Genomic DNA, 13,850 nt, shown 5'->3' on the forward strand with positions numbered 1-13,850 from the left:
GCCTGTCACAAATGGAGAAATGAGCAGAGAAACCATTGGCTCTGCCATGAAACCATGGGAGTAAGAAGGTAAAGAAGTTGTCCGGCATGAAGTTGATACATTTATTGTCAATCCTCTTCCGTCACAGCCGAAAGAAGTTAGTACTGTAAAAGGATTAGAAAAAGGGAGCAAGCGGTCGCCTACTCCCCTGTTTTCTATTTAGTTTATTTAATATAATTTAATTCAACTGCTCAGCGATAGCTTCTGCTTCTTCCACTAATGTTTCTTTTGCGTCCTCTGAAATATGCTTCTGCATCGATGATTTCTCGATTTGAGTCAAATATTTTTGGATAAACTTAAGTGCTTTAGCTTCTGACTTTTTCTCATAATGATGAACCACTTGTTTATACGTGTTTGACAATTGTGCCGCCAATGGGCCGTTTAAATCTTCAGATTCTATATAGCTATCCATTAATTCCTGGAATGCTGATGTATTGATTGGCAAAGCTTGAAATGTAAAGTAGTCAAAGTCAGCATTAATATCTCCAGCTAAAGTAGATGTACCATATAATCCAACTTTTATATTATCGAGTGAAACCGTCATTGGATCTGCCGCTTGAATCCATTCTGATCCATCCCAATAATATGAGGTCACTTGGTCATTAACTTTTGTCAACTTCAAATAAACGGTATCTGTTTCTGGATGTGCGACCATATTATCAGGTTTTGAATACGTACCATCTTCTTCTTTAGCTGTTTCTATGCTGTAACCATCAGTAGTACTAGTATCCCAAACATGACCTAGTCTTACATAGTTATCCTCATCTTCCCAAATATACAAACCTGCTTGTTGGTGATTTTGGCGGATTGGAGCTGTAAGCTTTGTAGTAATTTCAAAATCACCTTCAGGAGCATTTCTTAAAAATAGATTTTTCAAAGAGTTGGCTTCTTCGTGTGAATCTCCTTCAGATGTTAGAATTCTTAACTTGCCAGGTACTTCTGTTAAACTCCATCTTTCCTCTACTTCTCCATAAATGGACCATTCTTCTGATAATGAATCACTATCAAAATGATCAACATTTGCACCTAAAGCAATGGGCGGATTCACCTGATCTTTAAATTGATCAACTGCTTCTTCTAAAGCTTCTATTGCCTCTTGTAGCGATTTATTAGATGGATCATCCTGTTCCAAAACTTCCTGAGCACTAGCTATTGCTGAATGTAATGCATCTACAATATCTTGCTCATATTGCCCTGGTTTTTCACCTATTTCGGCATTATCAAGTAACTCTTGAGCTTCATTGATTAGCTTTTCTAAATCACTATTATCAACAAGGCCAATTAATTCTCTATGTGCTTTACGTAATCGTTCAAAATCAGCCTTTTCGATTTTCCTATCATAGCTTAACAAGCCATTAATTTCAGTCTCCACGTCAGTAATTTGTGTGTAAACGGCTGCACTTAGACCTGGATCTTCTTTTAGCTGTTTGATACCATCAATTAACCCTAGATAGCGGTTTGTTAATTCTTCCTTACTGCTTTGCATTTCATAATTAAAGACATTTCCACTCCATTCATTGCCAGGAACATGTAAGCCAAGACCACCATATTCTCCAAGTACGGCAATACGATCTTCCGTAGGTGTTGGTGAATCTGGACCTACATATGCATGGAAATCTATTACATCACCTTCACCCACATCAGTCCATCCACTTGCATTAGAGACAAGACGGGTTGGATCTAATTCTTCTACCCAATTGGTTATTCTTTCTGTATCATATTGACCCCATCCTTCATTAAACACTGTCCATAAAAATAATGAAGGGGAATTGTAATGCTCATCGATCATTTCTTCAAATTCATGTTCGAATTGTGCAGCATCTTCTGGAGATGGATTAGTATCAAACATGCTTGGCATATCTTGCCATACTAACATACCCATTTTATCCGCCCAATAGTGAAAACGTTGTGGCTCTAATTTGGCATGTTTACGGATCATGTTAAATCCAAGAGATTTTGCTTGTTCTATATCGAACTTTAACGCTTCATCTGTTGGTGCTGTATAAATACCAGCTGGCCAATATCCTTGGTCAAGCGGTCCCATTTGAAATACGAATTCGTCATTTAGTAAAGGGCGTAGCGTTCCATCAACCATACCCTTTGAAATCTCCCTCATACCAAAGTAACTAGACACTTCATCAACAGTCGTATTCCCATCTTTCAGGCGAACTTCTAAATCATACAAAAATGGATCTGTAGTTGACCACAATCTAGGATCTGGTATTGGAATTTGAATATTTTCTCCAACAGCACCTACCACTCTACCAACTTCTTCACCTTCTTTGTATGCAATTGCTTCCACTTCTTGATCGGCATGATTCGAAGCCTCTACCTGTAACTCTAAGTACTCGTCATGTATTTCCGGTGTCATTTTCAGGTTACTAACATGTGTGTTAGCAACAGGTTCTAACCATGGTGTTTGCCATATACCTGTAGCAGATGTATAAAAGATCCCACCAGGAATTAAACGTTGTTTGCCAAGTGCTTGACTTAATGACGTAGAGTCTTTTACTTCAACTATTAGTTCATTATCTCCTTCAACTAAATGCTCACTAATGTTAAAGCTAAATGCATCATAGCCACCTTTATGTGTACCTACTTCATTACCATTCACATAAACATTGGATTCCCAGTCCACAGCCCCGAAATGTAATAACACATCATTATTAGACCATCCTGAAGGAATCGTAAAACTACGTTTGTACCACATATGATCTTCATGTCTTTCAATACCTGATAATTTAGACTCAACAGCAAACGGTACAAGAATTGTTTCATCTAAGGTTTGACCAGTTGGAAGTGAATCATCACTTGATGCAGATTCAAACTGCCATTCACCATTTAAGTTCATCCAATCATCTCTAACCATCTGTGGTCTTGGGTATTCAGGTAATACATTATTTTTATCGAGATCTTCTGCCCACGGAGAGGCTATAATATATTCAGAATTATTAACAGCAAAAGTCGTAAAGCCTTCCAATGAATTTCCTTCTGTAGTAGTAATTGGACCATCACCATCATAAGATATATATAAATTGTCATTATCTTTTGCAGTAATTGGATAATCCAGATCCAAAAGAATGGTGGATGGGTCATCTGCTTTTAACTCCGCGTGAATCGGTTGCTTGTTACCTATTGTAGAAAAGTAACTGGCAGCATCATCTGGCAAACTATTTAAAACGCTTTCAAATGTCAGTGAAACCTTCATACCATCTGCTGAAACAGATGCATCAGTAGGACCAGTTACCGTATAGTCCTCTGGTAGATATAAGTTTTGACTTGGGATCACTTCTTTTGGCTGTGAGTCACTTGACCAGTTTAATTTTAAATTCGAACCACCCATGTCTTCAAAATACTCAATTTTAATATCATACATTTGTCCAGCTTCCAGTGAAATAGGGGTACTTTCCTGTTCATTATCCCAATCATTCACCCAGTGATCAATTATTAATTCATCATCTATCCATAAACGAAACCCGTTATCTCCTATCATCGAAAAAGTATAATCTTCGGAGAATTCAGGCTTTAGCTGACCCGTCCATCTAACAGATGCATCATCAGCTTGTCCCGTCAATTCTTCTAATAATGACTCTAAATCACTAAAGTTGATATTTGGTGAAACAACAGTTGCTTTCTTTTCATCGAAGTCAAATGCACCTGGACTTGAACTAGTATAAAAATCCCCTTTTAAACCATGTTGTCCATCATTCTCAGAATCTGCAATTAAAGTGGATAGTGGGAGCAAAAACATCATGATGATAAAAAAGGTAAAAATTCCTTTCCTTCTAATATTGATATTCATAGAATCCTCCTCTTAACATAGTTAATACAAACTTGACTATCGCGTACAAGAACTTCTTATTAAACATTACACTTACATCACCTCCTTCAATTCAATAACAAAGGTATATTGTTGACTAGATATACTTTTCGCTCGTCAAAAAGGGTTACGTATCTAACTGCTTTCTAGTAAACGTTTCCGTTTCAGGCTTGACATTTAATTCTTTGCTAAATTCCATCTCTTTCCTTCTCCTATTTATGACAACGAGTCTCTGAAGAACAATAAATATAAAAAGTAAAAATCCGACAGCTATTTTTGTCCACCATGAGCTAAGTGTACCTTGAAACATAATGATCGTCTGAATAACTCCCATGCTTAATACTCCAAGCATAGGTCCTATTAAATAGCCAAATCCACCTGTTAATAAGATCCCTCCTATTACACAAGCTGCAATTGCATCCATTTCCATCCCCAATAAATGCAAACCATATCCTGAAAGCATGTATATGGTAAAAACGAAACCACCTAGCGCAGAACAGAAACCTGAAAACATGTAAACTAAAATGGTGGTCCGCTTAACTGGAAGTCCCATTAATCTTGCAGAACTTACATTACCTCCAACAGCATAAACATTCCTTCCAAACTTGGTATATTTGGCTATAAATATAGCGATTATTACTAACAATAACGCAATAATTGCCCCAATAGATACATAGCCTCCTCCTATGATCGGCACTTTCGCACTAGACAGATAACTATATGTTTCGTTAGTAATTACGATACTCTCCGTATTAATTAGAAAACTAGTACCTCTCGCTAAGAACATGCCCGCTAATGTAACGATCCATGGGTGCAAATCAAATTGACTAATTAGATATCCCTGAAATCCACCGAAAAGAACACCGATTAAAAGTGTGAGTACGATAACTAAATATGCATTAAAGCCCATTTCTAAAAGAGTAGCTGAAATCATACTTATTAACGCCACAAAAGCTCCTACTGACAAATCAATGCCACCGGTAATAATTACAAAAGCCATCCCAGTTGCCACAATAATAAGATAAGCATTATCAATAAATAAATTCAAGAAAACTTGAGCACTAAAAAATCCAGTAAATGTAAAAGACCCATATCCGTATAACAATATAATTAATACAGTGGTTGCGAGAATGAAAACATGATTACCTTTCCATATAATGTCAACCATTTTCATGTGTATGACACCTTCTTTTTGCCCATATTTGCAAAGCTTCTTCTAAATGATTCTGATTGCATTAAACACACCAAAATTACTACCAACGCTTTAACTACCATTACAATTTGAGGATTGATTCCAATCGAATAAATAGTGGTAGATAATGTCTGAATAAACAATGCACCAACTACAGTGCCACCTAAAAAATATCTTCCTCCCCGCATAGACGTTCCACCAATGACTACCGCAAGTATTGCGTCCAGTTCTATCCATAATCCTGCATTATTTGCATCCGCACTACTGACATTTGCACTTACAATAATGCCGGCGATCGCAGCACAAAGCCCACAAATCGTGTATACGAGCAAAATTATTTTTTTTGGTTGAATGCCGGCAAATTTACTGGCAGTCATGTTATTACCAATAGATTCAAGAAACAACCCCATTGCTGTCCGTTTCTTTAAAAAAATCATCATCAAAAAAACAAATATACCAATGTAAATAGGGAAAGGAAAACCAAACAAAAATCCAGTTCCGATAAAACTGTAGATTTCGTTATCCATCGTTAAGATTTGTCCGCCAGTGATTAATTGAGCAATACCTCTGCCAACAACTAGCAAAATTAAAGTTGCTACCATCGGTTGAATTTCAAATACTGATACAAGTAAACCATTCCAAAAACCACAAACAATTCCAACGATTAAAGCTACAATCAAAGCAAGCCAAATGTTTTGATGCTCCATGATTGCTGCAGCTGTAGCACCTGATATGGCTAATACTGAACCAACTGAAATATCTATACCTTCTTTTGCAATAACTAACGTCATTCCAATAGAAATTATCACAAGTGGGATCGAACGATTTAAAATATCAATAAGACTGCCAAATAAGTGATTGTTTTTTATTTCAATTTCAAAAAAGCCAGGATCTATAAACAGATTTAAAACAAGAAACAAAGCTAATGCTGTTAAAGGCCAAAATATTTTTTGCCTAGTAAATTTAAGAAGGTATTGTTTCATCTATTTCATCTCCTTTTGCTATCATGTCCATAATCTTAGACTCTGTCATATCCTCTCCTTGTAGTTCTCCAATTTTTTGACGGTCCCGTAAGACAATGACTCGATCACAACAAGCTACTGTTTCTTCAAGTTCAGCAGATATGAATAAAATGGTAATTCCCTCTTTTGCTAAATCAAAAATTAATTGCCTAATTTCTTGCTTCGATCCTACATCAATACCTCTAGTTGGTTCATCTAAGATAAGTAAAGTTGGATTTGTAGCTAACCATCTAGCAAGAATGACCTTTTGTTGATTTCCACCACTAAGATTATCAATGCTTTGTTCTATACTCGGTGTTTTTATTCTTAATAATTTGATATATTTATTGGCTATCCTTTCTTGTTCTTTCATAGGAATGTATTTTAATAGGCCTTTTTTGGTTTGTAGTCCTAGAATAATATTTTCACGAATGGTTAAATCATTAATTATTCCTTCTACTTTGCGATCTTCCGGGCAGAAACTCACCCCTCTTTCAATCGATGATTTTGGGTTTAAAGATCCAATCTTTTCATTGTTTAAATAAAGAACCCCTTGATCTGGCTTATCAATCCCAAAAATTACTTTAGCCAATTCAGTTCTACCTGAACCTAACAGCCCAGCTAACCCTAATACTTCTCCCTTACGCATCTCTATATTTAATGGATTAATAGAGCCTTTTCTGGCTAGATTAGTTCCACTTAATAACAACTCAGATGATTTTAAATTTTTAAATTGTTTTTCTTTGTGATTAGAATTTTCATCCCATTCCCGTCCAATCATATTCGATACTAAATCTTTTCTAGGGAGTTGATTCGTTACGTAATCTCCGATATATTGGCCATTTCTTAAAACAGTAATTCGATCAGAAATTTCGTAGACTTGCTCCAAAAAATGACTAACAAATATAATCCCCATGCCTTCCTCTTTCAATGATTTCATTACCTTAAATAATTGTTTTACTTCATTTTTGTCCAGACTGGAAGTGGGTTCATCCAGAATAAGAACACCACTAGACATATCTACAGCTCTTGCTATGGCTATCATTTGCTGAATGGCAGTAGAATACGAAGAAAGAACTTTAGATACATCAATCTTTATATTTAATCTCGTTAAAAGTAATTGCTCAGCTCTTTTTTTAATTTCCTTCCAATTAATTCTTCCATTTTTTTTTGGTTCTCTACCAATAAAAATATTCTCTGCTACAGAGAGATTTTCGCATAAATTAACTTCCTGAAACACCGCACTAATTCCCTTGTTTTGAGCACTTTGCGGAGAATCAAGATCTATTTGTTCTTCTTTGAAAAATATTGAACCTTCATCCATTTTGTGAACTCCTGTGAACACCTTAATTAGAGTTGATTTACCAGCACCATTTTCACCCATTATGGAATGAATTTCACCTTGTTTTAAAGTGAAGCTAACGTTTGATAAAGCTTTGACACCTGGAAAAAATTTAGATATTCCTTCAGATCTTAGCAAATACTCAGAAACCATATAGAACACCCTCTTAATTCTGTGTTTTAACCTGTTGTATATAGTAAGAACAGGCTTATTTAAAGTATAATTTTTTGTTGAAATTTTGTATTTAAAAATAAAAGTCTTTTTTTGCACATTTCGGCTTTATAATTAAAAAAGCTATTAAAATATCCCCGCTTCACTTTGTGAAACGGGGATTGGATAGATTATAATATTATGCTGGCGTAATAGCTAACTCTAATAGTTTCTTTTTTTTATTTCTTTCTTTGCTTCTTCTTGTGTAAAGGTTTCCTCAGATGTAATAATTTTCATCGGTATTTCCGTACCGTTTTTTAATTCTTTAGCAGCTTGCATAATCTGTGGTCCTAACAACGGGTTACATTCCACCGTAAAATTTAATTTACCAGCACTTAGTGCTTTAAAAGCTTTATTTGTAGCATCTATTGAGATAATTTTTATATCAAATCCAGGTTGTAAACCGTATTCCTCAATTGCTTCAATTGCCCCAATTGCCATGTCATCATTGTGCGAATACACTATATCTATTTCACTGCCAAACTGTTGCAACGCCTTTTCCATCATTTCTTTACCTTTTCCCAATGTAAAATCGCCTGATAAAGAATCTATTATATGAAGATTGGGGTGATGTTCTGATACTTCTTTAAATCCTTGTTTTCTATCAGTTGCTGGTGCTGAACTCTTTGTGCCTTCTAATTCTATAATATTAACTGTTTCCGTATTAGATTCCTTATGATCTACTACCCATTGAGCAGCTCTTCTTCCTTCTTCAACAAAATCTGATCCAATAAAAGATGTCCAAAGTGAATCGTCTTGAACCTTTATTTCCCTATCACACAATATAACAGGGATTCCTGCATCTTTTGCTTCCTGTAATACTTCATCCCATCCATTCTCTACCATAGGGGAAAATGCAATGACATCTACACCTTGCTTAATAAAATCCCTGATTATTGCTATTTGTTTTTCTTGATTATTATTTGCATTTATTAATTGAAGATCTACATTTTCTTGCTCAGCTGCTTTTATAATAGATTCCGTATTCGCTGATCTCCATGCACTTTCATTACCTACTTGTGCAAATCCAAGGGTGACTTTCTCATCATTTTCTATATGGCTAGTTAAGTCATTTCTGTTATGATAAAAGTCCTCCACATTTTGAGAAGATACTTCATGATTTCTTAATATTATTTTTTTAGGAATTTCTGTATCTTCTTCTAGAATACGAATAGCATAGTGTATCGCTTGTTTACCTCCTGTAGGTGTTATAAATGTTGTATCTATTTTCTTTTGTTTTACAAGTTGCAGTCCTCCATTTGGTTTATCTACGCCATCACTTCCAATTATTTTAATATGATCTATATCTAGGGAATGAAGTGCTTTATACACACCTAAAGCCATCGCATCATTGTGGGCATATATGAGATCAGGTTGATCATTACTCTTTTTTAATAATGCTTTTAATTCATCCTCTGCTTTATCACGTTGCCAGTTAGCAACAAGTGTGTTTATAATTTTTATGTTTTTCATTTGATTTATATTTTCTCTAAAACCACGACTTCTCTCTTCTGCTTGTACTGCACTCGTTAAGCCTTGTACTTCAATTACGTTACCGCCTTGATTTCCCAACAAATTTGTAGTAGCTTCAGCAGCCATTTCACCTATTAAAAAATGATCAGTTCCAATATAAAGTGTATAATTGTAACCTTCTACACCTCTTCCTAGTACAATAACTGGAATTTCATTATATGCCTTTGATATAACGGGTGTCATTGCTATTGAATCTTCAACAGACACAATTAATAAATCAATATCATATCCCTTTAACGTTTTAATATCATCAATTTGCTTTTGCGTATTTTGAGCTGCGTCAGTGTAAATCACTCTTATATTATGATATTTTGATGCTTCCTCTTGTATTTCTTCATTCATTGAAATTTGCCAAGGTTCTAGGAGGTTAGGTTGTGAAACGCCAATAACATAGTCGACTTCCGTTTCTGTATGAGAATTTGATTGAAACAATATAACAAATACTAAGCATATCATAAGTGCTACAAACAACATGATAGTAGTGACGATTCTTTTATTCATATAGTTTTTCCCCTGTACGATATACAGTTGGTGAAATCCCGACTACTTTTTTAAAGGCATTGCAAAAATAATGTTGTGTACTATAACCAACCATTTCAGCTACTTCATATATCTTCAGATAAGGATCCTTCATTAAGATCAATGCTTTATTAATTCGCACATTTTTAAGATATTGAATAAATGAGACACCTAGTTCATTTTTTATTTGTTTACTTAGGTACGTAGGATTCACTTGCACATAACTTGCAACCTGTTGTAATGAAATAGATGGACTATAATAATGTTGATCAATATAATTTTTAGCCAATGCAACAATAGGCGTCATTTTATTCGCTGATTTTAAATCACTAACTACTTTTTTATATTCATTAGGAAATTCCAAAGATGAAGTTAATAAGGAATCCCTACAAGTGACAACTTTTCCTAGAAAACGCTCTAACTCTAGTACTATTTTTTGATTGATATCGAATAAAAATTCTGTGTCTATCTGTGGTAACAATAAAACAATGTGACCAGATTGATCCTCAAACATTTCTTTTGATTGATATCCACTTAAAAGATCACTAATAATATTTTTGATTGAAAAACTTAACAGAACATCACTCCAATTTTGTTCCATACTTCCTATGTTAATTTCTTTTATAACCTTAAATACCAATAATCCAGTGTTTTTCGTTAAACTGACTCCAAGTAGCTTTGCATGTTTTTTCATTTCGTCTTCTTGATAGTGTCCAAGACTCCAACTCAATAGAAATTTTTCCTTAAGAAGTTGTTTATTGCCTTCCAATTGTTTTTCACGAAGCCTATTCCTAGACCTTCTCGTCAAAATATCAACAGCATTCTCAATCGACTGTTCTAGCTCCGGTTTTTTTACGGGTTTTAATATATAGTCTATTGTTCCCATCTTTATTGCTTTTTGAGCATAAATAAATTCATTATAACCTGAAATAACAATAAAAACGGCATCAGGTAATATCGACCGTAATTTTTCCATTAATTCTAATCCATTTAAAAACGGCATGTTGATATCGATAAATAGAATATCCGGCCTCAATTCTATAGCCTTGTTTAACGCTTCTTCTCCATCCTCTGCTTCACCTATCACATTGATTGAATAACTTTCCCAATTTAATGATTTTTTTAACCCTCTTCTAATAATACTTTCATCTTCAGCAATAAATAATTTCCACATTAATTAACCCCCTTGAAAATAGCTTAGAATGGCTTAAGAGGAAGGATTGCATTAATTGTTGTACCTTTTTTAAATTCACTATACACTTCCAGCCCATAATCTGTTCCATAAGATAGTTTGATTCTTGCATTAACATTGAACAAACCATACCCCTTAGACACATTAGAATCAATTTTCTTTAGATAATTGTTAATTTCTCGTAATTTATCACTTTTCACTCCCATTCCAGTATCACGAACTGTAAATAGAAGCTTATCATCTTGAGTATCAATATTAATTATAATCTTTCCTTTACCTCTCTTATTTCTTATACCATGATATATTGCATTCTCTACTAAGGGTTGTAATATCAGTTTTAAGACTTGATAATCTTTTACACGCTCGTTCATATTTATCTCATACTCTAACTTTGATTCGTATCGAGTCATTTGTATAATGAGATAGCTTTTTACATGTTCAACTTCTTCTTCTACTGTGATGAATTCCTTTCCTTTATTCAAACCAATTCGGAAAAGGGTTGTTAACGCATTCACTAATTCAGTTATCTTTGTAGCATGATATTCATCAGCCATCCATTGAATAGTATCTAAAGTATTATATAGAAAATGAGGTTTGATTTGCGCTTGCAAGATCTCTAACTCTGCTTCTCGTTTACTTTTTTGTTCTTTGTATACTAATTCGATTAAACGTTCAATTTCATCGATCATTTTATTATAACTCTTACCTAATTGTCCTATTTCATCTCTGTATTTGGAATGAAATCGTAAATCAAATCTTCCTTCTTCTACATTACCCATTAGTGTTTTCAATTTGTTAACTGGTTTTGTTATCATACTTGCGAAAAATAATGAAAATACAGATCCGACCAACAAAGTAATTAAAGCGATTACAAAAGTGAGTTTCTGAACATCCGAAACCACTTTTGTCGTTTCATCTAGAGAAAAAACACCAGCTACTTTCCAACCGATATCAGAAATAGTGTTGTAAATAATTTGATAATTATTTCCTTTAATAGTTTGTTCAACAGGTGAAGAGCTTTCATTTTGTAGCCAACTTGGATGTATTCGATAAACGATATCATTTACTGGTGCATACACAACTTTACCGTTCTCGTCCGTTATAAACACAAAACCACTTTTTCCTAATTTAATTGATTCAATAATATTTTTGATAAAATCTAATTTTAGGTCTATCAAAATAACACCCATTACTTCATCTGTATTAGAGTTTTTCACAGCTTTTACAAGTGTGAGTACATTATTTACTTGATAATTTGAATTGTTTTTTATATTTCTTCCAATTGGATTACTAATTAAATGCATTTTTTCAGGTGACTTGATTGTCTCTACATACCACGGCTCCGTTGTGAGTGGATCTCTTGAAATACGTGATATCTCGTTACTAATAAATCTATCATGCTTATTTAGGATTAAAATTCCCGCAATCTCCGGATGTCTATCTTTGTAAACTTGCATTTTGTTTTTTATTGACTGTTCATCAGAACTATTACTCTCTTGTTCCAACATGAATTCTTTCACTAATTCCTCTTGAGAGAGATAATACATGATATTTTCGTTTTCTTCTATCAGTGTTTTTATATTGCTCCATACTTGATTAATCATTTGATCAGTATGCATATTCGCTTCTTCTTCTAGCGAATCTTTGTAGATATTTCCGCCAAAAAAACTTAATGTAGACACACATAAAATGATAATAATAAAAAAATAAAATAAGAGCTTAAATCGAATACTTTTGTTATTAAAATATAACACTACTTTTTTTACATTGATTGTTCTCCCCCCTTTGTAAACTTATTATTCATTACAAAGAACTATTTATCAAGAGGAACTGAAATATGAATAAAAATCGAGATTGAAAATTCAATCTCGATTTTTCATTTCCATTTAATACTTGCGATCAGGTAAGGCTTCTTCTGCTGCTTCTGCACCTACAAACACCGTTTCTTCTGTTTTAATCCATCGCTCAATTTCTTTTTCTTCCTTTAAATCCTTTGCTGCTTGTGCAAGCTGTGGTCCCAATAATGGATTACATTCTACAATAATATTTGCTTTTCCTGCAATAACTGCCTCGAATATATCGCTAATTCCATCTACAGATACAATTTTTATATCTTCCCCAGGATTCAAGCCATATTCCTCAATCGCCTGTATCGCCCCTAATGCCATATCATCATTATGGGCATAAACTACATCTATATTCTCACCATCAGATTTTAAGAATGCCTCCATAACTTCCTTACCTTTTGACCTTGTAAATTCACCAGTTTGGGATTTAATAATATTATACTTATCGTTCTCATTTATAATATTCGCAAATCCTTCCATCCGGTCATTTGCTGCACTAGCACCGACAGTCCCTTGAAGTTCTACAATGTTCGTTTCTACGTCCTCTCCAACAAGGTTAATTAATTCTTTTGCTGCATTCTCACCTTCAAGAATAAAATCAGATCCTATAAAGCTTGTGTACAATGACTCATCTTCTACTTCAATACGACGGTCTAATAAAATTACTGGAATATCTGCATCCTTTGCCTCTGTTAAAACCGTTTCCCATCCAGATTCTACTACAGGAGCTAAAGCTATAATATCTACCTGTTGAGCAATAAAATTTCTTAGTGCCTTTATCTGATTTTCTTGTTTTTGTTGAGCATCAGAAAATTTCAGTTCAAACTGTGGATCATTTTCTAATGTGTCTTTAATAGATTCTGTCTCAGCTGTTCTCCATCCACTCTCTGCACCTATTTGTGAAAAACCAATCACAATAGGACCAGAAGAGTCTTCATTTGAAGCTTCCTCACTATTGTTGTCTGATTCATTATTTTCATTAGTTGAGTTTGTGTTTTCTGAATTACATGCTGAAAGAATCAATACTAATGATAGCACCGTAACCAAGATTACAAATACCTGTTTTACACTTTTCATTTTACTCTCCCCCTTTATCTAATTTAAACTCCTCTTCATAATAAAAGGGATCTCCAAAAATGTATTTGTAATAATGCT

8 protein-coding genes are annotated in these 13,850 nt (G+C 34.1%); all 8 read right to left on the minus strand.

Annotation, left to right across the window (positions count from 1 at the left end; genetic code table 11):
* Nucleotides 1-217: 217 nt before the first annotated feature.
* The 8 genes from BM121_RS03200 to BM121_RS03235 all read right to left on the minus strand — a co-directional run bounded on the left by BM121_RS03200 (nucleotide 218) and on the right by BM121_RS03235 (nucleotide 13,772).
* A complete protein-coding gene (locus tag BM121_RS03200; RefSeq protein WP_091481020.1) occupies nucleotides 218-3,841 on the minus strand; it encodes a PA14 domain-containing protein in 3,624 nt (1,207 codons plus the stop codon).
* Nucleotides 3,842-3,986: 145 nt separating this feature from the next.
* The gene (yjfF, locus tag BM121_RS03205; protein WP_091481023.1) at nucleotides 3,987-5,033 is read right to left on the minus strand and encodes a galactofuranose ABC transporter, permease protein YjfF; all 1,047 of its coding nucleotides are present in this window, start codon (nucleotides 5,031-5,033) and stop codon (nucleotides 3,987-3,989) included.
* Nucleotides 5,030-6,034, minus strand: coding sequence for an ABC transporter permease (locus BM121_RS03210; RefSeq protein WP_091481025.1), 1,005 nt, complete (start codon nucleotides 6,032-6,034; stop codon nucleotides 5,030-5,032). The genes yjfF and BM121_RS03210 overlap by 4 nt, the downstream gene beginning before the upstream one ends.
* Complete coding sequence (locus BM121_RS03215; RefSeq protein ID WP_342714389.1) at nucleotides 6,015-7,664, minus strand: sugar ABC transporter ATP-binding protein; 1,650 nt, start codon at nucleotides 7,662-7,664, stop codon at nucleotides 6,015-6,017. Before BM121_RS03215 ends, BM121_RS03210 begins: the two co-directional genes overlap by 20 nt.
* 102 nt (nucleotides 7,665-7,766) lie before the next feature.
* Entirely contained in the window at nucleotides 7,767-9,638 is a 1,872-nt protein-coding gene (locus BM121_RS03220; protein WP_091481031.1) for a substrate-binding domain-containing protein, read from the minus strand.
* On the minus strand, nucleotides 9,631-10,830 hold the full coding sequence (locus tag BM121_RS03225) for a response regulator transcription factor (protein WP_091481034.1): 1,200 nt from the start codon (nucleotides 10,828-10,830) through the stop codon (nucleotides 9,631-9,633). Before BM121_RS03225 ends, BM121_RS03220 begins: the two co-directional genes overlap by 8 nt.
* Nucleotides 10,831-10,853: 23 nt before the next feature.
* A complete protein-coding gene (locus BM121_RS03230; protein ID WP_091481036.1) occupies nucleotides 10,854-12,602 on the minus strand; it encodes a sensor histidine kinase in 1,749 nt (582 codons plus the stop codon).
* A gap of 132 nt (nucleotides 12,603-12,734) precedes the next feature.
* A complete protein-coding gene (locus BM121_RS03235) occupies nucleotides 12,735-13,772 on the minus strand; it encodes an ABC transporter substrate-binding protein (protein WP_091481039.1) in 1,038 nt (345 codons plus the stop codon).
* Between the last annotated feature and the right edge of the window lie 78 nt (nucleotides 13,773-13,850).

Source organism: Gracilibacillus orientalis (genome assembly GCF_900114645.1).
Taxonomy (GTDB): Bacteria; Bacillota; Bacilli; order Bacillales; family Amphibacillaceae; genus Gracilibacillus; species Gracilibacillus orientalis.

What these genes read in the sequence shown, in the direction of transcription:
- BM121_RS03200 (WP_091481020.1), bottom strand. Translation starts at nt 3,841, where the DNA reads ATGAATATCAATATTAGAAGGAAAGGAATTTTTACCTTTTTTATCATC.
- yjfF (WP_091481023.1), bottom strand. Translation starts at nt 5,033, where the DNA reads ATGAAAATGGTTGACATTATATGGAAAGGTAATCATGTTTTCATTCTC.
- BM121_RS03210 (WP_091481025.1), bottom strand. Translation starts at nt 6,034, where the DNA reads ATGAAACAATACCTTCTTAAATTTACTAGGCAAAAAATATTTTGGCCT.
- BM121_RS03220 (WP_091481031.1), bottom strand. Translation starts at nt 9,638, where the DNA reads ATGAATAAAAGAATCGTCACTACTATCATGTTGTTTGTAGCACTTATG.
- BM121_RS03225 (WP_091481034.1), bottom strand. Translation starts at nt 10,830, where the DNA reads ATGTGGAAATTATTTATTGCTGAAGATGAAAGTATTATTAGAAGAGGG.
- BM121_RS03235 (WP_091481039.1), bottom strand. Translation starts at nt 13,772, where the DNA reads ATGAAAAGTGTAAAACAGGTATTTGTAATCTTGGTTACGGTGCTATCA.